The 23,973-nt window shown below is 27.7% G+C and carries 21 protein-coding genes and 1 riboswitch; of the genes, 1 reads left to right on the top strand and 20 read right to left on the bottom strand.

The window, feature by feature from the left end; genetic code table 11:
• Positions 1–23 precede the first annotated feature (23 nt).
• The 11 genes from BUA48_RS05480 to BUA48_RS05430 all read right to left on the bottom strand — a co-directional run bounded on the left by BUA48_RS05480 (position 24) and on the right by BUA48_RS05430 (position 16,097).
• A complete protein-coding gene (locus BUA48_RS05480; RefSeq protein WP_072830902.1) occupies positions 24–254 on the bottom strand; it encodes a hypothetical protein in 231 nt (76 codons plus the stop codon).
• A 195-nt stretch (positions 255–449) separates the two neighbouring features.
• The gene (locus tag BUA48_RS05475; protein WP_072830900.1) at positions 450–1,145 is read right to left on the bottom strand and encodes a response regulator transcription factor; all 696 of its coding nucleotides are present in this window, start codon (positions 1,143–1,145) and stop codon (positions 450–452) included.
• A gap of 563 nt (positions 1,146–1,708) precedes the next feature.
• Positions 1,709–6,517, bottom strand: a complete 4,809-nt coding sequence (locus BUA48_RS05470) for a DUF4430 domain-containing protein (RefSeq protein ID WP_072830898.1) — start codon at positions 6,515–6,517, stop codon at positions 1,709–1,711.
• A 294-nt stretch (positions 6,518–6,811) separates the two neighbouring features.
• A riboswitch (cobalamin riboswitch) is annotated at positions 6,812–6,987 on the bottom strand.
• Between the two features lie 370 nt (positions 6,988–7,357).
• Positions 7,358–8,101, bottom strand: a complete 744-nt coding sequence (locus BUA48_RS05465) for a hypothetical protein (protein WP_072830896.1) — start codon at positions 8,099–8,101, stop codon at positions 7,358–7,360.
• Entirely contained in the window at positions 8,101–8,976 is an 876-nt protein-coding gene (locus tag BUA48_RS05460) for an ATP-binding cassette domain-containing protein (RefSeq protein WP_072830894.1), read from the bottom strand. Before BUA48_RS05460 ends, BUA48_RS05465 begins: the two co-directional genes overlap by 1 nt.
• A gap of 3 nt (positions 8,977–8,979) precedes the next feature.
• Positions 8,980–9,342: a GntR family transcriptional regulator gene (locus tag BUA48_RS05455; RefSeq protein WP_072830892.1), complete on the bottom strand. Its 363-nt coding sequence runs from the start codon at positions 9,340–9,342 to the stop codon at positions 8,980–8,982.
• A gap of 647 nt (positions 9,343–9,989) precedes the next feature.
• The gene (locus tag BUA48_RS05450) at positions 9,990–10,502 is read right to left on the bottom strand and encodes a hypothetical protein (protein WP_242944303.1); all 513 of its coding nucleotides are present in this window, start codon (positions 10,500–10,502) and stop codon (positions 9,990–9,992) included.
• Between the two features lie 11 nt (positions 10,503–10,513).
• Positions 10,514–10,936: a DUF2871 domain-containing protein gene (locus tag BUA48_RS05445; protein ID WP_072830890.1), complete on the bottom strand. Its 423-nt coding sequence runs from the start codon at positions 10,934–10,936 to the stop codon at positions 10,514–10,516.
• A gap of 584 nt (positions 10,937–11,520) precedes the next feature.
• Positions 11,521–12,684: an AI-2E family transporter gene (locus BUA48_RS05440; RefSeq protein ID WP_072830888.1), complete on the bottom strand. Its 1,164-nt coding sequence runs from the start codon at positions 12,682–12,684 to the stop codon at positions 11,521–11,523.
• A 231-nt stretch (positions 12,685–12,915) separates the two neighbouring features.
• Positions 12,916–14,508, bottom strand: a complete 1,593-nt coding sequence (locus tag BUA48_RS05435) for an ATP-binding cassette domain-containing protein (protein WP_072830886.1) — start codon at positions 14,506–14,508, stop codon at positions 12,916–12,918.
• Complete coding sequence (locus BUA48_RS05430) at positions 14,505–16,097, bottom strand: ATP-binding cassette domain-containing protein (RefSeq protein ID WP_072830884.1); 1,593 nt, start codon at positions 16,095–16,097, stop codon at positions 14,505–14,507. Before BUA48_RS05430 ends, BUA48_RS05435 begins: the two co-directional genes overlap by 4 nt.
• Before the next feature lie 202 nt (positions 16,098–16,299).
• On the opposite strand from BUA48_RS05430, the gene BUA48_RS15545 reads away from it, so the two are divergent.
• Positions 16,300–16,458, top strand: coding sequence for a hypothetical protein (locus BUA48_RS15545; RefSeq protein ID WP_178138951.1), 159 nt, complete (start codon positions 16,300–16,302; stop codon positions 16,456–16,458).
• 126 nt (positions 16,459–16,584) lie between these two features.
• Here BUA48_RS15545 and BUA48_RS05425 read toward each other — a convergent pair whose 3' ends face one another.
• The 9 genes from BUA48_RS05425 to mraY form a co-directional block, all read right to left on the bottom strand.
• Positions 16,585–17,274, bottom strand: coding sequence for a hypothetical protein (locus tag BUA48_RS05425; protein ID WP_072830882.1), 690 nt, complete (start codon positions 17,272–17,274; stop codon positions 16,585–16,587).
• Complete coding sequence (locus tag BUA48_RS05420; protein WP_072830880.1) at positions 17,267–17,956, bottom strand: ATP-binding cassette domain-containing protein; 690 nt, start codon at positions 17,954–17,956, stop codon at positions 17,267–17,269. The genes BUA48_RS05425 and BUA48_RS05420 overlap by 8 nt, the downstream gene beginning before the upstream one ends.
• 97 nt (positions 17,957–18,053) lie before the next feature.
• Positions 18,054–18,770 carry a hypothetical protein gene (locus tag BUA48_RS05415; RefSeq protein ID WP_072830878.1) on the bottom strand — a complete coding sequence of 239 codons (717 nt, stop codon included), beginning with the start codon at positions 18,768–18,770 and terminating at the stop codon, positions 18,054–18,056.
• Positions 18,771–19,148: a GntR family transcriptional regulator gene (locus tag BUA48_RS05410; protein WP_072830876.1), complete on the bottom strand. Its 378-nt coding sequence runs from the start codon at positions 19,146–19,148 to the stop codon at positions 18,771–18,773.
• 171 nt (positions 19,149–19,319) lie between these two features.
• On the bottom strand, positions 19,320–19,781 hold the full coding sequence (locus tag BUA48_RS05405; RefSeq protein ID WP_072830874.1) for a hypothetical protein: 462 nt from the start codon (positions 19,779–19,781) through the stop codon (positions 19,320–19,322).
• Between the two features lie 39 nt (positions 19,782–19,820).
• Positions 19,821–20,054: a hypothetical protein gene (locus tag BUA48_RS05400; protein ID WP_072830872.1), complete on the bottom strand. Its 234-nt coding sequence runs from the start codon at positions 20,052–20,054 to the stop codon at positions 19,821–19,823.
• 84 nt (positions 20,055–20,138) lie between these two features.
• Entirely contained in the window at positions 20,139–21,920 is a 1,782-nt protein-coding gene (locus tag BUA48_RS05395) for a sensor domain-containing diguanylate cyclase/phosphohydrolase (protein WP_072830870.1), read from the bottom strand.
• A 257-nt stretch (positions 21,921–22,177) separates the two neighbouring features.
• Positions 22,178–22,720 (bottom strand): hypothetical protein, encoded by a 543-nt coding sequence (locus tag BUA48_RS05390; protein ID WP_072830868.1) that lies wholly within the window; start codon positions 22,718–22,720, stop codon positions 22,178–22,180.
• 277 nt (positions 22,721–22,997) lie between these two features.
• A complete protein-coding gene (mraY, locus tag BUA48_RS05385) occupies positions 22,998–23,954 on the bottom strand; it encodes a phospho-N-acetylmuramoyl-pentapeptide-transferase (protein WP_072830866.1) in 957 nt (318 codons plus the stop codon).
• Positions 23,955–23,973: the final 19 nt, after the last annotated feature.

Here is a 23,973-nt window from a genome sequence, read left to right as displayed (position 1 = left end):
TTTCCTACTTTATTTATTAATAACTAAGAGTTTAATAAGGATATTATGTCCATAACAGCTTCTTTAGCTTCCTTTGGTAATTTAGCTATAGCTGCATCTCTTTGTTTTTCATCACTTATTTGTAATATTCTCATTACTTCTTGTTGTAATCCTGGTATGCTTGTTACAACCTGTGATGATTTTTTAAATCTTTTTGCAAAAACGGGATCATTCATCTTCTCTTTTATTTTCATAACTATTCCTAAAATATTCATTAACAGTCCTCCCCACTTATAAGCTGAATCTAAAACCTAGATTCATTTATATAACAAGATTTGATTTAGCTTTCTTAAACTATTTGCTTTATATTTTAAAAGCTTAGTTTATGACCTTGTAATACCATACTTATATAATATTCATGTGGCGAGTAAATGTTATCAATTAATGATATTTTTGAAAGATTATTTTTATTAGTCCTTTAATTTGAAGCCTATTCCCCAAACTGTTTGTATATATTCTTCCTTTTCATCTACCTTTGAGATTTTAGAACGAAGGTTACTCATATGAACATTTACGGTATTGTCATCCCCTAAAAATTCGCTTCCCCATACTGACTCAAAAAGGTTTGCCTTTGTAAATACCTTTTTAGGATTTTCCATAAATAATTCTAAAATTGAATATTCTCTTGCTGTTAATGAAATCTCTTTATTATTTATGAAAACTTGCCTACTATCTTTATCTAAAATTATATTTTTATGTTTTAATTTACTATTTGAACTGTTTACCTTAGTAAATTGCGTACTTCTTCTTAATTGCACCTCAACTCTAGCTAATACTTCATTTATGTCAAAGGGCTTACATATAAAGTCATCAGCTCCCATCTTTAATACTTTTATTTTATCTTCCTGTGATGTCTTAGCTGATATAACTATGATAGGCATTACTTTTATCTTTCTTATTTCTTCTATAAGTTCTTCTCCCGTTGCCCCTGGTAACATTAGATCAAGCAATAATAGTTCATAATTATATTGCTCTATACACATTTTAGCTTCTGTACCAGAGTAAGCACTTCTTACTCTATACCCCTCTTTACTTAATATACTGCAAAGTAAAGTATTTATATCTAAATCATCTTCAACTACTAAAATATTAATATCCCCATTCATATTTTTGCCTTAATAAGATTTCTATTAGCTAATTTTTAAACTTTCTTTAAACTTAAGATTTTATTTCATATGAAAATAAAATTCTAGCTTAAATTAAAACTTAATTTTACTTAGTTCTAAGAATCTTATTATCCTCCTCTTTTTATGTAAATTTATTCACTTAACCTTTTTCTTATATAACTTATTACTTTATTATGTGACTTGTATCATAGCCTTATTTAACTTATTTCTTCATAACTTACTTAGAATCATCAACTCATATGAATATATAACTCAACTTTAAATAAACTACATTGTTTTTACTTATTTTAAGCTATCAATTAAATTATACCTTGTATGTTAGAGCATTTTCAATTAATTCTCTAACTATATCTTTTATAAATCAAAAAAAACCATGCACTTCTAAGTTTTATCCTAGTTATGCATGGTTAAGTTATTTGGTTATTTAAATTAATTTTCAGCTTTTATTTACGCGTACTGTTATTTAATCTTAATAAATAAAGTAAAGCTTGTTGTCTTACTTTATTTATTATTTTGCTTCATTATATATTGTGTTACTATAATTATTTTGCTTTTTTAGCAGTTCTTTTTCTTGTTGCTACAAATGCTATAGTGCATATTGCTGCTACCATTAAAATAGCATTTAATTGAATATCTAAAGTATTTGTATCCCCTGTTTCAACCTTATCTGTGTTTTGTGTACCACTGTTATTGTTATCACTTGGTGGATTTACTCCATCATTTGTACCTGGTTTATTAGTATCATTTCCATCGTTGCTATTGTTGTCATTTCCATTGTTATTGTTTCCGTTATTATTGTTGTCATTTCCATTATTGTCGTTGCCATTGTTATTATCATTTCCGTTGTTGTCATCTGTACCTGGTTCTGTAGTATCTAGTTTTACATCGCTCATGTCATATAAACTAGTCTTGTTATTTAAGAATCTTTCATATGCTACTAAGCTGTAAAGTACTTGTTCTGTTGCCATGCCATTTGCTTCTGTTTCATCTTTACTGTGTTTAAATCCACCATTTTCAGCTGCAAAAGTCATAATATTTGATACTAGCCAGTTTCCATTTTTAACAAATCTTCTGTCCTTAGGATCTATTCCTAAAGCTGTTAATGCAACTAATGTTTGTGCTACTGATTCAACATTTTCAGTTCCATAACTTTCAAATCCACCATTTTCTAATTGTGCTTTTGATAAAAAGTCTAAGGCTCTCTCTATGCTTTGTGCTACCTTTTCTTCATCCTTATATTTTGCTAAGGCCTGAAGTGCCATTGCAGTTACATATACATCGCCTTCTTTACCTGATAAGTTGAAACCACCATCTTCAAGTTGAGAGTTTAATATTCTAGTTATCATTTTCTCTCTTGAGTTACTTGCATCTTCTGGTATTGCATAATTCTTTGTATCTAAGGCTATTAATGCAAATATAACTCCATTAATTCCTTGTTTTGATACTTTATCAAAGTCATATAGTTTTTCTACAAGATTGTATCCTCCCACATTTGTAGGATCTTTTCCTATAGATGTTAAAGCTATTATAACTCTTGAGTACTCTGTGTATTTATTAGGACTAATGTTTCCTTCATACTTTTTAACTGCTTCTACTAAGTTTGCATAGTACTTATTTACATACTCTTTATTTGAGTAGTAATCTGTTCTTGATAAACCTAGCATGTACCATTCACTACCTAATGTTGGGTTTTTCATATTTTCTAAAGCCCAATTAATAGAAGATTTTATTCCCTCTTCTACTGTCATAGCTGGGTTAACCACTTCAACCTTATCTTCAGTTACTTCTAGTTTAATAACTGGCAGTTCACCTTTATAGAATTCAGAGTCAGAATAAAGAACACTTTTTTGCCATTCTTTAAATACTCTACCATTTGTAATGGTGTAAATACCTGCCTTAGTATCCTTTGGAATTGTAAATTTAATACTTTGAAGTTTGCTTGCATCGCTTGCTGCATCTTCAGATTGTATTTCATCTAAGCCCTTAATATCAGTGTTAAATACTGTGTAAGCTTGAATTACTGCTCCTGAACCAGTGTTTGGCATATCAAGATTTTTTATTGATAATGTAACCTCATCTCCTGCCTTAATAGGTTCTTTATTTAATATTTCTACACTATATTTATTTGTATAGTCTTTGTTTTCTTTAACTTCTAATTGGAAGTCTGGTAGTTTTGAGAAGTTACCTTGTTTAACTGATGCTGACATATTTGGTCCTTCTCCGCTTATATCTCTTTCACTGAATAAGTCGTCTCCCCACCAAGCTTCTTCTATATTTCCACCTGTAAAGTTAAATGTACCTGCTTTACTTGCTGTAAATATTATAGCATTATCTGTAGCTACATTATATTGTGTTGGATTACCAAATATATTTGTAGCTCCTGGAATATCTGTTTTATATTCTACTCTTGTTCTCTTAGGGTTATAAACTCTTAAGAACTTTGGAACTGGTGTTTCTATTCCCTTAAGACTAATTTTAACTTCATTTCCTTGAACTATAGGTTGTCCAGGATTTGTTAAGTTTTCTATATCAACAGAAGCTTTTTTAGCTCTTAAATTATAAGTTTCATAAGTTGTCGCTTCACCCTTTGTAGCTTTTACTTTAATTAAGTTATATCCTTCAGTAAGTTTAGCATTGTATTTTCCATTACTGTCCTTTGATAATTCTGAATTATTAAAGCTTACAGTTACGTCACTACCTTCTGCATCTACTGTGAAGTTATAATCATAATTATTTCCTGAGTAATATAAAGTATCATACTTTGTTTCTTTTATTGATGTTGTAATTTTAGGACCATTTGCTTCATTTTCACCTTTTACATGAACATGTATTATAGCTGAAGTTTCTAATCCTGGGTATCTAACACTTATTTCTGCTGAACCTGCTTTTAATGCTGTAACTAATCCTGTTTTGTTTACTTTAACAACATCTTGTCCAGTTACAACGCTATAAGTCATTTTAGCTGTATCTTCATCTTCACTTGATCTTGCATCTGGTGCATCAACAGCTATTATCTGATGAGTATCCCCACTGTTAAGAGCTAAATCTAAAGTATCTAATATTATACTTGCTCCTTCTCTTAACTTAACTTTATAGTTAATTGTGTATACTTTATTAGCTTTATTACCAGCTGCATCAATTGCTTCTATTTCAATTTTATTTTCGCCTTCATTTAAAAGTACGTTGTATTCTCCAGTTGTATTTCCTTCTATAATTTCATTGTTTAATTTAACAGTTGGTATTATAGATGTATCTACATTATCGCTTATAATAACCTTAAAGTTTAATCTTTCCTTTGAAACTGTTGTATTATCATTTAAAGTTGTTGAAATTTGTGGTGCTTCTTTATCCTCTGGTATTCCTTCTCTAACTTTAAATTGTACCTTTGGAAGTATTGAGAAGTTTCTCTCACTCTTTCCGTTTATATTCATTCCCCACCATGATTGATAAATAGCTCCATCAAACATAGTATAAGTTCCAACCTTAGCGTCCTTTGGTACTGTAAATTTTACAGTATTTAATTTTTCACGATCTACAGTTGTAAAGCTTCCAGCCTTTTCTGATTCAATTTTATCTACACCTGATAAATCAGTGCTATAAACTGTTTTTATATTATTAGGATTATACTCACTTGGAATATATAAGAAAGCTTCTTCTAAACCATCAAATACAACTTGAACCTCTGAACCTGGTATTATAGCATTTTCATTAACTATTCTATAAGTAACCTTTTTAACAAATACCTTATAGTCTTTTCCATCAACTGTTACTGTATTATCACCTACTGGTAATTTAACAGCATATAAATTTTCTATTGGATTTATAGCTTCTCCATTTACTAAAACCTTTGAAGAAACATTAACATTGTTCAATTTTAAAAGTATATTGTCTTCTAAAGAGTATACTTTATCAAATTTAGTCCATGTGCTTAAGTCTATATCATAAGCTTTGCTTAAATCCATCTTTGGAGTTACATTTAATTTAATATTAGGAAGTACTGAGAACTTTCCTTTAAAAAAATCGTTACCATAGGAAGTCCCACCCCAAGTTTGAGATACTCCTCCATTAGTTAATTCATATTCCCCAACTTCTGTATCCTTAGGAATTGTAAAAGTTACCTTTGATAATTTTTCTCTATCTACTGGTGCACCACTTAAAGTTTCTGAAGTTACTTTTTTAAGTCCTGGAATATTAGTGCTAAATTCTAAAGTAGTTTCTTCTAACTTATGAGCTGCAGTGTTTTTTAATCCCTCTTCAACTCCACCTTTAAAGTTAATAGTAACTGTTCCACCTGGTGTAGTATCACCTTCTATTGTATAAGGTAAAGTCTTACAAGGTATAGAGAATTCATATGTTCTTCCCCATCTCATTAATGATATAGTTTGTATTCCTGGTTTAATTTCTACTAATGCATTTTTATCTACAATAGGTAATTCAACTCCATTAAACTTAACAGGTTTATTACTGTCTGAAAGTCTAACTATTTTAGCCCCTATTGATTTTTGTCCTTCTTGTAAATATACAGTATTAGGTTGTTCTGATGTCTCAAAATTAACATTATCCCAGTTATTAAATAAGTCAATGCTAAACTCTGGATTTATTGTTGGTTCTACTGGCTTTTCTTGAAGCTCTGCAATTGCTTTTTCTAAAGCCTTTAAAAAATTGTCCATTTTTTTACCATAGGCTATAGTATCACATTTACCATCACCTATTGTATCTGACATCATTTCTCCGATTTCCACGTTACTTGGAAGTTCTGATTTGATTCTAGTTATTTCACCTTGAAGCTTATTAAAGCTTTCTTCAGTGTATTTGTCCTTAGAAATTTTCTCTGCTTCTTGAAGCTTTTCTCTTACTGCAAAAATTTTATCAACAGCTATTATGTCATCTCCGAAATCCTTAGCTGTATAATTAATTCTTACAACATCTCCTGGATTTAAATTGTATTGTGATGCTCCCACATTAGGAGATTGTCCATTTACTCTATACATCCATCCACTCATAATGCCATGTTGGAATTCTTTTATCCATTCACCACTCTTTGGATCCTTTACCTGTGCAAGATAAAATCCATTTTCTATGGTTCCTGTACTTTTATATTCTATTCCACTTTCCTTAAATGCTCTATCAATAACACTTGATGCTTTTTCCCCTGGTGTTATTTTAATCTTCATAGGAGCAAGTATGTCCTCTTCTCCTAAAACTCTTCTCTCAACTGAAACAGTAACACTATTTTCAGCTGTAAGTAATTCCTGAGCAAATGCTGCATTAGGCATAATTATGTTTAAAACAAAGCATAATGCTACAAGAATCGAAAACATCTTTCTTGAATTTCTCATTGTTCTTTTCATAAATCATTCTCCCTTCTTGATTTTAGACAATAAAAAAATAGATATTAAACTTAATATCTATTCTAGGGATCATTTTGATTACACTGTAATTGTTTATTAGATTTATATATTATACATTATAAACCTAACTATAAACTTGTTAAGGTTTGCTAGTTAAGTCATTACTATAATTTTAAGGCTGCGGGCATGCTTATATAAACTTATAATACAATATAACTCATAATTTATACAATATAAGCATGCTTATAAATCTCATAATAATTTATTCAATTACAAATGTATCTTTCCCCAGAAAGAGCAGTTGCAAAATAGGCAGATCTCCTGGCTTATGACTCAAACCTCACTAGAACCTTCCCGTAAAATACAGTGGCATACACTAGCTCGTAATCATTTACAGTTGCTGGGGCAGCTTTAGCATAAACTAAATTCCCTATTAAGTAAATATATACACCTATTTCGTTCTCTTACATTTAACAACATAAATGTTGCATTGTCAATAATAATTTAACATAATATTTATATTTGAAATATCATTTTAAACTTAAAATAGCTGTTATACTAAGGGTTTTTCACAGAATATATATACCTTAAAACTTTATATTGTATAAATATATTCTATGAATTTTTCTTAATTTAACAGCCTATTTTTACTTAGTAATTTTATTTTTTTATAATCACTTCATATTAATGAATTTTCTTTAATATTCTTATATAAGTTTTAATTAATATTCTATACTCCTAAGAGTAGCTGCATTTATTCCACAATGAATTTTAATTACAAATACAGCGAAGATTTTTTATTATAACATATATATTAACTTTAAATTAGATAATTATTTTTTATCTTTCTTTTATAACAGCTTTTCTAATTAATACATATAAAAGCACTATTAGTATTAAAATACCACATATAAAGGTAATAATAGCTGAGTATACGTTTTGTGTACTAATTCCAAATATCTTGTCTATAACCTCTATAACTCTCATCTGAAGTTCTGGATAACTAAGTGCAATTGCATTGAATGCCATTATAATAGCTATTGGTACCACTGATATTACTACTCTTAATTTTTTATTACATCTGTAATACATGACCCCTACAAATAATCCTATTAAAACTATTAAAGTATATAATGAAAATTGAAATAAAAATGTTTTAAATAGTGTTACTACATCACTACTTTGTACCCATGTATTAAAACCTAAATTTGAAAAAGTACCATATAGCATATCATAGCTGCTTGGACATGTACTCATTAAATTAAATAGTCTATTTATTATAATGTCCATAATAGAACATACTGCTGCTAAGGGAAATGCATGCATAACTATACCCTTAAAATAGTCCTTTCTTGAAATATTGTTAGCTTGTGAAAAGTAGAATGTTTCCTTAAAGGTGCTTATTCCTGCAATAAATAAAAATATTACTGTTGCTACATCTATTGCTGAGTTTCTTATACTTCCATTTTCTATTACATTAACACCAGTCATAACAACAAGTAAACTTAACATTACAGTATAAAAAATAACAACTGGTTTTATGCAACCTTCAATATTATATTTAGCTACTTTAAGACTTTTCATTATTTACACTCCTCCTCTCCAGTTAAATATATAAATAGCTTTTGAAGCTCTACCTTAGAAACTTCTAATTCTAATTTACTTATTAATTCCTTTTCTTCTTTGCTTAACTTCTCCATAATAGTAGCTGCTTTAAAATTAGCCATGGATTCTACATTAATGCAATTTTTATCTTTAATATACTCATCTACCTTTTTGCTTAAGCCTGATACAGTATAACTATTACTTAAAATGTTCTCCACATCATCATTCTTTAAAATGTTTTTGTCCTTAACAATAATTACCCCTTCTAAAATACTTGAAATCTCTTCGATAATATGAGTTGAAAGAATAATTGTCTTTGGCTCCTCTGTATAATTTCTAATTAACTCTTTATAAAAAAACTCTCTATGATGTGCATCTAGTCCTAAAACTGGTTCATCAAAAATTAAAACTTCAGCCCCAGATGCTAAGGTAACTATGATCTTACTTATGGAAGAATATCCTGTTGATAATTCCTTAAACTTCTTTTTTATATTAATTCCAAACTTCTTTGAAAGCTCTAAAGCATACTCCATATCAAAATTAGGATAGAAGCTCTTCGTCCACTTGAAAAGCTCATTTACTCTCATACTATCAGGGTATAAGTCCTTTTCCGTCATAAAGTATATTTTATCAACTATTTCTTCGTTGCTTGCTACATCTATTCCATCTATAGTTACCTTTCCTTCTGTAGGAAATATTCTATTTGTAATAAGATTTAAAAGTGTAGTTTTACCTGCCCCATTTCTCCCAAGTAAACCATAAATCTTATTTTCTTCAATTGTTAAAGATAAATCCTTTAATGCATACTCATCCCCATAGGCTTTGCTAAGGTTAGAAATCTTTATTAGTGCCATATACTACTTCCCCCTCTTAATCATATCTACAATATCTTCCGTTGAAATATCTAATTTCTTTGCTTCCTCTATTAAAGACACAACATAATTTTTATAAAAACTATCTTTTCTCTTTTCAACTAATTTACCTTTGCTCCCCACTGCAACAAACATACCTACACCTCTCTTTTTGTAAATTATCTCATCATCTACAAGAAGCTTAAACCCCTTAGCAACAGTCGCTGGATTAATCTTATACTGCACTGATATCTCTGTAGTTGAAGGTATCATTTCTTCTTCCTCAAAAATTCCTTTTAAAATATTGTCCTCAATTGCTTGAGCTATCTGCATGTATATAGGACTATCCTCATTTAAATTTAGTTTCATAGGCTGCCTCCTTTCTTGAATCTCATAAAGCACTTGTCTTACTTTGAACTCATATTTTTTATTATGATAATACTTCACCTTAATCTCTTAATAATTCTCGAAGTATATAAACAGCTTTCTTTAGTTTTATTTATATTCTTCAACTTATCTATAACCAAAGCAAAGTTATTGTTTTTTAATGAAACTTATAAAGTTTTGAGTTTAATTCTTCTTGTAATTTTACTATATTCACTTCCAACTTGTTTGGTTCATTACTTATGTAATTAACTATATATGTGTTTAAGTATATTGTCAACTTAATTTACATTAAAATTTTAATTTTTTTCACTATGCCTCTATTTCATAAATCACTCTTCCTGTAAAGTTACTCATTTCACAGTGTAAATTTATATATAAAAAAGGCTGCCACATCAATAAATTAACAACACATTTTCTTTGTAAATTACTCACAAATATCATGTGTTGTCATATTTATTTTAATGCGCCAGCCGCTTAAAATATCACTATTATACTTTTTCCATTAAAATATTAATTTAACAAATACTTATTCTAAAATCAAAAATATAACATATAACTTTCATAATTATATACTGCATATTTTAATGATATATCTTCATAATACTTAAAATTAATTCCAATTAATTACTTTATCTCATTAATTCTTCAGTTATCTCTCCATTAGGTATATCCTCATTTATTTCTTCAGTTTTCATTATTTTTTTAATATATGCTACTAGGAAACATACCCCTGCTCCTGCTAGTGATGATCCTAAACCTACATAAAAAGTACCTAAATAAAGTGGGTTTACTATGCCTGACTTTCTAAGTAATACTCCAAAAGTAATCATAAAAGCCATAATTAAATAACCCTTAGCATCAAAGAAAGCAAAAGCACAAATTTTTGACTTAACATAAGAATTTATTCTCTTATTATGCTTTTTGAACATCTTGAAGAATACAAATTTAAAAAACAAACCAAATATAACTAAAGCAAAGATTAAGTTAATTATTGGAGTATGCCAATTACTTATCATATCTGGAATACCAAGTCTTAAGATATTATATCCAGCAAAACCCCAAACAATACCTGCTAATAAAAGTAATACTCTTTTAGAAACCTTTGGTGAATATTTTTCTATTAAACTCATCTTTTCTTCCATATAATCATCTCCTATGCTTCAACTTTCTCTACACTTTTCTTTAATATTAAGAAAAACATTATAACACCAATAGCTATAAATAAATGTCCTATACCAGCTATCCCTGAAATAGATGCTGTAAGTGCTGAGGATAATTGTATTTTTAAAACCTCAGTAACACCTCTCCATACAAAGGTTATTGCTGTTACAATTAATCCAAAATTATAAACAACTAAAAATTTATTGAAGTTTTTATGTTCTCTAAGCTTAAACTCTTTGTCCACTAAAAGAACTATAAGGAAAAAGAACATCCCTAATACAAATAAATGTGTATGTGTAAAAGAAAGACTTGTTCTCCCTGTAAAGTCGTTAAATTTTGTAAATTCTCTATAAAAAACTCCACTTATCATCGCTAAAATTCCATAAATAAAAGAAAGATTAATTAACTTTTTCATGATCGTTTTCTCCTTATTTTTAATTTTTTTTTAACAATTGAACCTTGTTCATTGTTTATTATATTCCTGAATTTTAACAATGTCAAAGCATATTTTTTGAACTAAATACATTTATTTGAATATATTTTTTCTAATAAAATCCTCATAAACCTTGATATTTCAATGTTTACGAGGATACTAGACATTTAAAGTTAAACAATAAAAATTATTATTTAATTATTTTTAAAAATTATTTTATATAAATTTCAAAATTTTATTAGCTATATAATTTACCTTTATATTCTAATATCTTTATCTTACTACCCTATTCAATAACAAAGCAGATACAATTCTACCTTACTCAAGTTTACTTATTGTTTTTAGTAATCTTGATACTCCTTCTACTGCATGTATAGTTAACTATCTAACTAACTATAATAGTTTTCTTAATGATGTCTAATTATGTATTATATATCATTAACATAATTAACTAATTAAACATACTAGTTTCACCTATCACTATAGAGATATCTAAAGTACTTACTGCAAAAATAAAGAAAACAGTCCTTAAGACTGTTTTCTAAAATTCAAATTAACATTTATATTTACATATAATTATTGGTATCCTTTGGGAGGTTCTTTTTCTCTAGTTGCTCTTCAATTATTTCTTTTATTATTGAATACACTAAAGCAAATAATGGCACTCCTATTATCATTCCCATTAAACCTAAGAATTTACCTGCAACTAATAATGAGAATAAAATCCAGAAAGCTGAAATTCCTATAGAGTCACCTAAAATCTTAGGTCCTATTATATTTCCATCTATTTGTTGGATTATTAATATAATAAGTAGGAACCATAAAGCTTTAATTGGTGATACAAATAAAATTATTATAAAGGACGGAATAGCACCAAAGAATGGTCCAAAGAATGGAATTATATTGGTTATTCCTATTATAACAGATATAAGTAAAGTATATGGCATCTTACAAACTGTTAATATAAAGAATGTAAGAACTCCTATAATGAATGAATCTAAAATCTTTCCACTTAAGAATTTACCAAAAGTATCATTACTTCTATGTGTTAATTCTAATATTTTATCTGCCCATCTTTTATTGAAAATACCATAAGTAAGTTTTTTACCTAATCCATAGAACTTTTCTTTATCCATTAATAAATATATAGATATAATTAGTCCAAGTACTATATTCCAAATGCTAGATGCAATTCCCTTAACTACATTCCCCACAACAGGAAGTAAATCCGTTGCGAATCTAATAACATAATTTAAAAACTCATTCCATTTATTAAGTGCTAAATCATAGTACTGATTATCAATGTTAAATTTATTCATTAAGTCATTAGCAACCTCTGTAAGATCCTTTACATAATAAGGAACATCATTTGCTAACCCAACTATACTATCCACTAATTGTGGTAAAACAAAATGCATAAATAAATACAATACTACAAAAGTAGTAACATAAGTAATAAACATACCTAATGCACGTTTTCCCTTTGGCTTAACTTTATCAAAGGATTTATGGCTTAATAAACGATTCTCATAAAAATTTAGTACGAAGTTTAATAAATAAGCCATAATAAAACCTATAATAAAGGGCTGTAATGTAGTTATAATCAAGTTTAATTTACTTGTAAATATGGTTAAATCTGAAGCTACCAAATAAAAGGCTATGCTACAACAAATAACTATAAGCATATATACAGCTATAGTTGTATATTTAGTATTCCAATTAACTTTCAAAGTCATCCCCCTCTATATTATGTCTAAACCTTATGCTACCTATCTTTATACACTTAGTTTCAACTTAAATCTAAGTTTCAAGTTCATCCTATAAAGTAAGAAGATTAAAAATTTAAGACTATTATACTTTTTTTCTCTATTTCTATGCTATTATACCATTAAATTCTTAATAAATTATTACGAAAGCATTTATATTATTATTAATTTCTCCTTAAGAACTATTGTTTGAAATTATTTTAATACAATACTTTTATTTTTAAATTCTTCTCTCCATTTATTATTGTGACTGATAACCATAATAATACTTTCTTCATTACTGAACTTTTTTATTATATAGTCTTGAGCATTCTTATCAAGTGCATTATCTGGTTCATCTAAAATTATAAGGTCAGACTTTGCAACCAAAGCTCTTGCTAGTGCTACCTTCTGTCTTTGTCCACCTGATAAATGTTCTCCGTTTTCACCTACAATTTTGTCTTTTATACTATATAAATCCAATTCCTTTAATATATCTTCTATATTATCACCTTTATCCACTCTATAACAAGTTTTTATATTATCAATTACACTTAAATTTAATAAAAAAGGATTTTGAGTAACTACTGATATATGACTTCTAAATTCATTTATATCAATTTCGCTAAGATTTAAATCATTTACACAGATATCACCAGTATATTCACTATATAATCCTGTTAAAAGTTTTATTAAAGTACTTTTTCCACTTCCATTTTTCCCTTCAATAAGTACTTTATCACCCTTATTTATCTTATAAGTAAAGTTCTCTATAACAGCTTTATCCTCATACTTAAAGCTAAGCTTTTCAAAGCTTATGGAATTTATTTCCTTAAGTTGCTTATCCCCAAAGCTCTCCTCATTTCCAGTCCATTCAACATATCTTGTTGTGGCAGCTTTTAATCTAAAATAGTTAGCTAAAACCTTAGAAAATAACTTTGCATTATCCTTTAATATAATTGATAGTCCAAAAAATTTCACAACATTACCTATATTTAATTGATTGGAACTAACATAATAACTTCCTATTATGTATATTAAAACTTCACACACTATAGAAAAAATATCCTTAAAATTTTCTAATGCCTTAATAATAAATGTTTGATTTTTATAGATATCATAATAGCTATCATATTGTTCTCCTATGCTACTTATAACTTTATTATTTAAAGAATGGCTTCTTACAAAGCTAAAATTTTCTATAATACTTCTTTCCATATTAGATATCTTACTTAAAGAGTCCTGTTCCTTACTATATAAATCTTCTATCTTCTTATCAAAGTACTTAACTAACAAAATAGGTATTGTACTTAAAATCATACAAATAACTGCAAACTTAATGTGGATAGTACTCATTATATAAAAGCTTTGAATTATAACGAAGATGACTATACTTCCATCACCTAGTAAAGTATAAATTCCCCCTGTGTATGATACTTCATCCTCTGGTATCCTATATATAATTTCTCCCTCATCATATTGATCTAATATTCCTCTTTTTTGTTTTAAAAATTTACTATATGATAGAATACTAAAGTTCATGATAAGTTTATCATATCCCTTTGAAGACAAAAATAAAATTGCTGGTACTACAAAGGAAACTATTAAAAGCAAAATTAAAAATTCACTTATATTACTTTTCAAATAAATAAAATTTCTATCAATTAAAGCATTGGTCACATTACCAACTACATTAACCATGTATATGCTTATATACTTACCTATACTTTGAGCAATTATATAAATAACTATTGTGCTATAAAACTTCTTTACAAACTCAAAAATACTGCTTTTTTCTTTTAAATTCATATTTTTAAATCCTCCATTTGTACAGCTCCCTCTTGAATTAAGAACCTTTTTTCAAGTACTTCTTTAAATGAAGAATCATGACTTATCACTATTACAGTCTTATCAAGTTCCTTAATTATGTTTTTTAATATTTCAATGGATTTATAATCTAAGAAATTACTTGGTTCATCTAATATAAGCACATCAAACTCCCCAATTAAGGCTCTAATTATACAGACTTTCTGCTTTTGACCACCTGATAATTCATAATATGGTTTATCTTTAATTTCATGAAAAGATAACTGAAATGCTTCTAAATATGCTTTTATAACTTCAATATCATCATTAAATAACATTAAATTATCCATAACATTTTCTAATATAAAACATTGATTTTGAGATACATATCTTATACGATTTTTATATGACTCTTTGTTTATCTCTTCTATATTTAAATCATTTATTTTTATACTTCCACTGAAATCCTTATATAAATTTAATATAAGCTTAAGTAGAGTGGACTTTCCAGCACCATTCTCCCCCTCTATTAAAACCTTATCCCCATTATTTATAATAAAATTTACCCTTTGAATAACTTTATTTTCCTTTTCATAGCTAAATATAACATCTTCAAATTCTATAGTTTCTATGGATTTTAAAGTCACTCCCTCTTCTTTTTCCTCACTATTTAAAATCTCATAAACTCTATTTTTGCATATCTTATATTTTTGTATACTGCTATATTCATTGAATACATCATTCAATAGCCTTAAAACTTCTTTACCTAAAAATACGCAAATTATAACTTGTCCAAAACCTATTACATCTTTATATAATAAAAATCCTATTATAGCAAAACCTATTACATTACCCAAGTTCTCAACAAAAACCTTTAGTCCATCTTGCATATGTACAGTTTTGTCTAAATTTATTGAAACTCTTCCTATATCCTTCGCTACAATAAAATACTTCTTTTCAAAATACTTATATAAGTTGTTTAGCTTTATAAAATCAAAGGCTTTAACAGTGGTAATTAAGGAATTCTCTAAAGCTTCCCAACTAACATAATAATCACTAATAGCCTTATCAAATTTTTTCTTTAATATAAATGGAACTATCAAAGTTCCTAGCCCTAATGAGATTACTGTTATACTATAATAACTACTTATATTGAATAAGACCACAACATAAGTTATTAAGGTTAAAACTGAAATACTTAGTTCACTTATTTTAATATCTAGTATTTCTATTATTTCCTTCATATCCTTATCAAGTCTAGTAATAATCTCTCCAAAACTTCTTTTTTCAACTTCCTCATAAGGCATTTTTAAAAGTCTTTCATAGACACCACTCATGAAAGCTTTATTATTTTTTTGCCTTTTTAAATTAATTACTAAATCCATTATAAAATTAAACACAGTAAATAAGGTTACTATTATAATGAATTTTGGAATCTCATTTAAAATTTTATGAGTTTCTCCCATAGTTGCACTATTAAAGATTTTAGATATTGAATAAATTACAAATAATCCAACTAAGCTCTTTATATACCCTACTCCTATGTTAATTAATGAATTTAATCCATAAATCTTGCAAAAACTTTTATGCATATTTCCCCCTTTATTATGTATATTTTCCATTTTAATATTATCACAATTATCAAATAATTCAATCTATTATTTATATGTAAATACTTTTCTTGTAAAATAATGAACTAAAATCACAATATAAATTTTGATTTTAAAGCCATACTATAATTGTACTTCTTCACCAAAGTTAAACGTATTACTTTTGCCTAAGGAGAGATGTATTATGAAAAGCAAACAAAAAAGAGAATTCTCTAAAGAAAATTACTTAGCTAATGGTTTTAAATCTCAACACCAATATGCTAAAAACAGTTTTAATACCACTATTGAGGAACCTGGAATAAACGAAAGTGGTATAGAAGCTAAGAAAAAAGGGTTCCATTAAAACAACAGGGCTATTGCACTAAAATATATAAATACAATGCATTAAGTAAAGTTATCTATTAAATAAATTCACTTAATAATTATTATTGTATTTACACCTATTTATGCAATAGCCAACTATTTTTAGCTAACTTACCTTTTCTATATTTCTCCATGACTTCATAAAAAGTATAATGCTTGGAATCATAAGTGACAGTGCTAATATTAGCATCCACATAATATTTCTTGCAGTATAAATATTTAAGAATCTAATTACTAATACACAGAATGTTATAACCAACATATTCATTAAAATATAACTTGGTATTAAAACATATAACTTCTTCTTATTTGCAAAGTAAAATATTATTGCTGAAATAGCTTGAATTTGCATTACTGCAATAGCAACTAAATGTATTATTTGAGTATTTATCACCAATTCTAAGGCAAACTTAAAGCCCTTGCTTTCTAAATATGGACTAATTACAACTAAAATCACCATATTTATGATAACTATAATAGGATAAAACTTAATCCATGACTTTACCCCCTTAAAAAATAATTGTTTTTTACTATATGGAAGATGTGCTATGGAAAGATTTGATTTTCCCTTTGACTGAAGTGGACATATAGTTAATAAACTACATACGGGTCCAAATCCTAGCATTCCAATTGCTGTTCGTGAAAATTCCTCATAAATAGTACGCATTACATAAGCAAAGGTATCATTAATGCTCATTGAAACTATTGCTATAACTCCAATTGAAAACATTATTATGATTATTACTAAAGCTATAATCTTAAGCTCCCATAGCCAATCTCTTTTAAATTTAAGCATTGCCATAAACCTCCCTGTAAAAAGATACTACTGACTTTCCATTACTTCTTAGATCTTCAACTAAGACATTTTCGATTATTTCTCCATCTCTTAAAAGAATTACTCTATCTAGCATTTTCTCTATATCTGAAACTAAATGACTTGCTATTATTATGCTACTATCTAAGCTAAAGTTTTCTAATATCATTTTTATAACATCATCTCTTCCAATTAAATCAATAGCAGCAAGAGGTTCATCCATTATATATAACTGGCCTTCTACAGAAATCGAAAGTGCCAAATGTAATTTTTCGCTTTCTCCCTTTGATAAACTCTTTATCTTTCTATCTAAATCCAATTTAAACTTTTCTAGTATATCCATACACTTTTTTTCATTAAAAGTATTAAAATTATTTCTATAGTATTCAATGCTATGCTTAATTCTCCAATAACTAGGTATTATAGAACTATCATTCATATAGCCAATGAATTCTTTATGAGTGTGGTTGAAGGTTTCACCATTGAAAGTATATTCTCCACTGTCCATAGAAATATGTCCACCAATGATTTTTAAAAGTGTACTTTTTCCTTCGGCATTGGGAGCTAAAAGTCCTATGATTTCCCCCTTATTTATTTGAAGATTTAAATTATTTAAAACCCTTTTTTCCTTATAAGATTTATTTATATTAGTTAGTTTAATCATTAATTTTCTTTAGTGAGACCTTACATTCTAAAAGCTCACTAAAGTTCACCTCCTTTTTAAAAATATATTCTAGCATATAATAAATTTAAAGTTCTGCTTAATTTATCTTCAAAGAATTTACCTTGTTTAGTATATAATACATCTCTAAAATTAAAGCCATAAGTATAATACTTGCTATAATTATGCTAGATTCTATAACTGCACTTAATAAGGATATTGGTAAATATATCAAGGAAGCAGCAATAACTATACTTACAATATTCCATGTTACTGTAGCAGACTTTCCTAAGGAGCTATTTTTACATTGCATATCCATAATAATAGCAGCTAAAGCTACAAATATTGGTATTGCCCATTTAATTATTAGATTTCCTACTACAAAGATAAAATTCATATTAATATGACTAAGTGATAATATTAAATGCCCAATTACTGTAATAAATAAATATATTCCGTAAGCCATACCCCATAGTTTTAATTCTCTCACTAATTTTTCTCTATTACTTTTAGGTATTATCTGTAATTTATTTTTTTCTCCTGAAAAAGTATTTATATAAATTACAAATAATGTAACTCCACATAAAATAGGTATAATATTTAAAGCTAATTTAAACATCATAACCATAGGCATAGCTACTATAGTAATAGCTCCAATCTCCATATTACCAATAGGTCTATTGGTAATCCAATTTATATATCCAAAGCTATTACATAAGTAAGCAACTATTCCACATATTAAATATATAGGAATAAATCCTATCATAACTTTAGTTAGTGCATTTGAAAAAAATACATCCCCAAATAATTTTTTCATTTATTCTTCCTCCAACTCTTTTATTATTTTTATAGCTTCCCTTTTTTCAATTCCCATTGATTTCATTTCCTTAAGAAATTTTCTTGCTATGTCATATACCATATCCTCTTTAAGACTATCTGCACTGTCATCAGTCTCATTAACAAAAGACCCCATCCCTCTTTTAGTGTAAGTTATCCCCAATCTTTCAAGCTCACCATAAGCTCTTTGAAGTGTATTAGGATTAACTCCTAGCGCTGTTGACATTTCTCTTACTGAAGGAAGTTTATCTCCACTTTTTAGCTCTCCTAAGGCAATGCTTTTCTTTATTAATTCAATTATCTGAAGGTATATGGACTCTTTGTCATTAAATTCAAAGTTTTTAAGTTCTAGATTCACTAGTACACCTCCTTACCACTGTTCTAGTTACATAGTACACTAACATTTTATAATTGTAAACATTTTTTTGTTAAATTATTCTAAAAAAATTCCTCCAAGCAAAATTTAGCTTAGAGGAATAAATACACATTTTTTTATTAAACTTTAAAGCATTTCTTTAATTACTTTTTCTTAAAAGTTAAAGTACTCTTCTTTAACTTTTAAAACCCATTTTTTCCATTGAATTTCATACTCTGATAAATCCCAATCTAAATACTCAAATATATATCTATGCGTACAGTTCTTTGTAATATCTACTATTCCTTCTCTACCGTAAAGCTCATCTATATATTTTAAAAGTACCCCTCCCCATTCATAAGATAATACTACATTATTGTTTATTTCTCTTAAGGTTGGTATTTCATTTTTTGAAAGTGATTTTTCAACTGAATCTTTAAACTCAGGTTCTATGTTCCATTGCCCTGATAAATAAATAGCCTCCCCTTCTTTAAACCATATGGGAAACCTCCCACTATCGACTATTAAGTGCTCTTGAAACATATGAACTAACTCATGAAAGATTAGTCTCTCAAAATCTTCACTTTTATACTTATAACTTGATTCTGTTTCGTAAGCTATTGGCGATAATAACACTAATTGACTTTTATTTGGCTGAGCAATTCTGCTACTTCTTTAGGGTATCTCTATAGAAACGTTTAATTTACTAATTATTATATATTCAAATTCTAACCTGTTAGGTGCCAAAATTGTCATTATACTTATATCATTCTGTAATTCGAAGTACTCTTTTAACTTTTTATAAGAACTCTTCAATGAATCAAAGGCTTTTTTGGCAAAATATTCATGTCCCTCTATAAAATGAAGTTCTATATTTTTATGCTTCATATGTTTATATCTATCTATCATTTCAAACTCCTGTTCTTTATATTTTTATCTTAAGTATTATATCATACTTAAGATTTTATTTTTGTTATGAAATAATAGTTGTATTTATTTAACAATATTTTGTGGTGTAAATTTTGCTCTTATCATTTTTATAAATACATCAGCTATCTTAGCATCAAATTGAGTTCCTTTGCATCTTTCAATCTCATTTAAAGCTTCCTCAATAGTTTTAGGCTTTTGATAAGGTCTTACACTTGTCATAGCATCATAGGAATCCACTATACTTATAATTCTAGCCAATAATGGTATCTCTTCTCCTTTTAACCCTAAAGGATATCCTTTTCCACTCCACTTTTCATGATGAGCTAAAACTGCCTTAGCTACACTTTCTAATCCATTAGAAGCCATTACTATTCTATAGCCTTTTTCAGAGTGAGTTTTCATTATTTCAAATTCATCCCCTGTAAGCCTCTGTGGTTTTGTAAGTAATTCCTCACTTATACCTATTTTGCCTATATCATGTAATCTAGCTGCTATGACCAATTCGTCTAGGTCAGAAATACTTAATTGCATTAGTTCTCCAAGTTCTAAAGCTAAGGATACCATTCTTTGAGTATGTTCTTGAGTCTCTGAAGTCTTGGTTTCTAGCATCTCAAGTAGTGACTTTACTGAACTACTTACAATACTCTTTTGCTCTAGAAGCTTATGCTTATATACCATCTCTTCCGCAACTTTTAAAGTATCATATATATCTGTTTTGCTATCTTTGTAAATCGCTCCACCCATTGAAATACTCAATTCAATATACTTATTCTGATAATTCTTACATTCTTCTTTTATTTGATTTATTACATTATCACATATGTCTTCTGCTGCATTAGGAATAGCTATTACAAATTCATCTCCACCCCATCTAAAAACATCTGCATAATCTCCACAAACTTTCTTAAGTACGTTAGCTATTGACCTAAGTAGCTTGTCCCCTTCTAAATGCCCAAAGGTATCATTTATAAGTTTAAGACCATTAACATCTCCCATAAGAATTGCAACTGGCATTTTTTCTGCATTCCCATAACCCTGAATTTTTTCCTCAAAACTACTTCTATTATATACACCTGTAAGAATATCCGTATAACTTATGTACTTTAATTTTTCCTCCAACCGCTTATTCTCTGTTATATCTCTAGAAATACCTACAACCCCTTTTACACTTCCATCTTCTCCAATAAGAGGAGCTTTAGTTACATGCCTAACTGAATAGCTACCATCAATTTGTTTCATTGTAGGTTGTGAATGTAACGTAACACCTCTGTTAATTACATTATAATCATCTTCTTCAAAGGCCTTGACTAAGATAGGATCTGGATTAATCTCTGAATCTTTTTTTCCAATTATACTCTCTATACCTAAATCAACATAATATTTACTACAATTGGTGTTTGCAACCTCATACCTTCCATCTACTCCTTTAAAAAAAATAACATCTGGAAGTGTATCAATTACTGTTTGTAATATGTTTCTCTGCTTTATTACTTCATTTCGCTTTTCAATTATCTCGCTTACATCCACTACATACCCTGCAATATACTGAATTTCATCCTCATCATCTTCATTGAACATAATAAAGATTTTACATTCATAATAATTCTCATCTATAACTTTATTAAACTTCATTTGTTTTTTTAATAAAATAACCTTGTTTATATTTTCAGTATATTCTGAAGTTAGATATTCAGGAAGAATCTCATAAATAGTTTTTCCTATAATATTGGGATTTTGGAGTTTATACAATTCATAATATTTTTTATTAACATATACATATTTAAACTCTTTATCTAATACCCATACTGGAGAGTCGATACGATCTAAAAATTTACTGTGCAACATATTAAACACACCTTTTCCCTATATATTTCAATTTACAATTTTATCCTCAACATTTTATTTATTTCTACACAATTCTATATTTTAACTTAGTTTTTAACTGATGTAAATACATTTACTGTAAAGTAATTCTCTAACTTAAACTTTATTTTTTACCCTATACTTGCACTTCAATTTTAAGTTATTTAAAAGACTATATCAAAGTATAGAAGTAAATCACCTTCTAAACTCTCCGATATAGTCTATCTATTAATATTTTATTATGGACTAGGTATTATCACTAAGGATAATGTCTTAGCATTGTCAATTTCAACATGATAACTTATACCATTAAGTTCAGCATTTGCTTTATAATTTTTTGTCCACTTATCAGGACTAGTTAAACCTAACTCTATCATTACTTTTGTCCCATCTTCAGAGTTCATCTTGCCATCAACAGCATAAAATAATTGAGCTGTGTTAGTACCCCACATTGCAGAATCACTTTTCCCATCTAATTTTAAAATAGACACAACTGATGTTACCTTATCTTCTACTAAATCTGAAGTTGTTAAGATATTTACCCCATTTTTATAATCATATCTTCTTAAAACTTCACCACCATCAAATTTCTCTTCCCATTCTCCTAATTTGCCCTTCTCATCTTTGATTCCTTCATTGAATCTCTTAGTGAATTCCTTATTATTAAAACTGAAAGCCTTAGCTCCAGATTTTAAAGTAATAACCTTTGCACCCTCTTTACATCCTGTAAGTAAAAATAAGCTCATAGAAGCTACTAGTAAAAAAGTAATAATTCTTTTCATAGAAAATATCCCCCATAGTATACAATTTATTATAAGTTAATACATAATATTAAGTTATTATGTAGCCTTACTTAGACTTTTAAAAACATATAATATATATTGTTTTATATATAGTATATATTATTTTATTAAGTATACTTACATACTATCATACTTTGAAATATTTTGTGAATATTTTTTAATTTCCGTTAATATTTTATTAAATATTTTTTAATATAAATACTATTTTTTATATTTGTAAAATTTACTTAATTCATATTTAAATTTACCAAAACACTTATAATAATGATAAGAATCCAAGTAAGCACATTATTGCTGTTACTATATAAAAACTATTTACTATAGTAACTTCACTCCATCCTTCTAACTCAAAAGCATGATGTATAGGTGCCATTCTAAAAAATCTTTTCCCAGTTATTTTAAAAAATACTATCTGTATTACTGTTGTTAAAGCTTCAATTAAATATACAACACCTATTATTGGTATAATAAGTTGTAATTTGAGAACTATAGCAATTGAAGTTATAACTCCACCTAAAGCCAATGCCCCCGTATCCCCCATTATGATTTTAGCTGGATGCTTATTGTATTTTAAAAAGCCTAATAGAGAAGCCATTAAAACAATACATACTGCACAAATTGAATACTTCTTAAAGAGAAAACTAACAACCCCTAGAAACGTTACAACAATAACTGATACCCCTCCTGCCAATCCATCTAATCCATCTGTTAAATTAACTGCATTAGTCATAGACATATACATAAAAATAATAAATGGTATATAAAAGATTTTTAAATCTAAAGTTTTTTTTATGAAGGGTACTATAATAGATGTATCTAGATTTAAATTAGTCTTAAAATAACATACACAATAAGTTATAGCTATTGTAAGCAAAATAAACTTTTGCATAATGGCTAAGCCTTCATTTCTCTTATGGATTTTCTTCAAAAAGTCATCTATAAAACCTACAAATGCAAAAATAATAAATGATATAATTATAAACTTTATTTCATTGTCTACTCTTTCAATATTAAATAAAATTATAATTAAAGTAGGTATAATAAATATAACTGCTCCAAAAGTTGTAACTCCTGACTTCTTTCTGTGTTCTTTTGGAGCATCTTCTCTTATATATTGCCCTAGTTTTAAACTCTCAAATATCGGAATAAGTATCTTCCCCGTAATAACTGCTAAAATAAATGAAGTCATCCCCATTATAATTATTTTTATCATTTTCTTATCTCCTTTATTG

This window comes from Clostridium collagenovorans DSM 3089, from assembly GCF_900130005.1.
Lineage (GTDB): Bacteria > Bacillota > Clostridia > Clostridiales > Clostridiaceae > Clostridium_D > Clostridium_D collagenovorans.
This window is presented reverse-complemented; position numbering and strand designations above follow the sequence as displayed.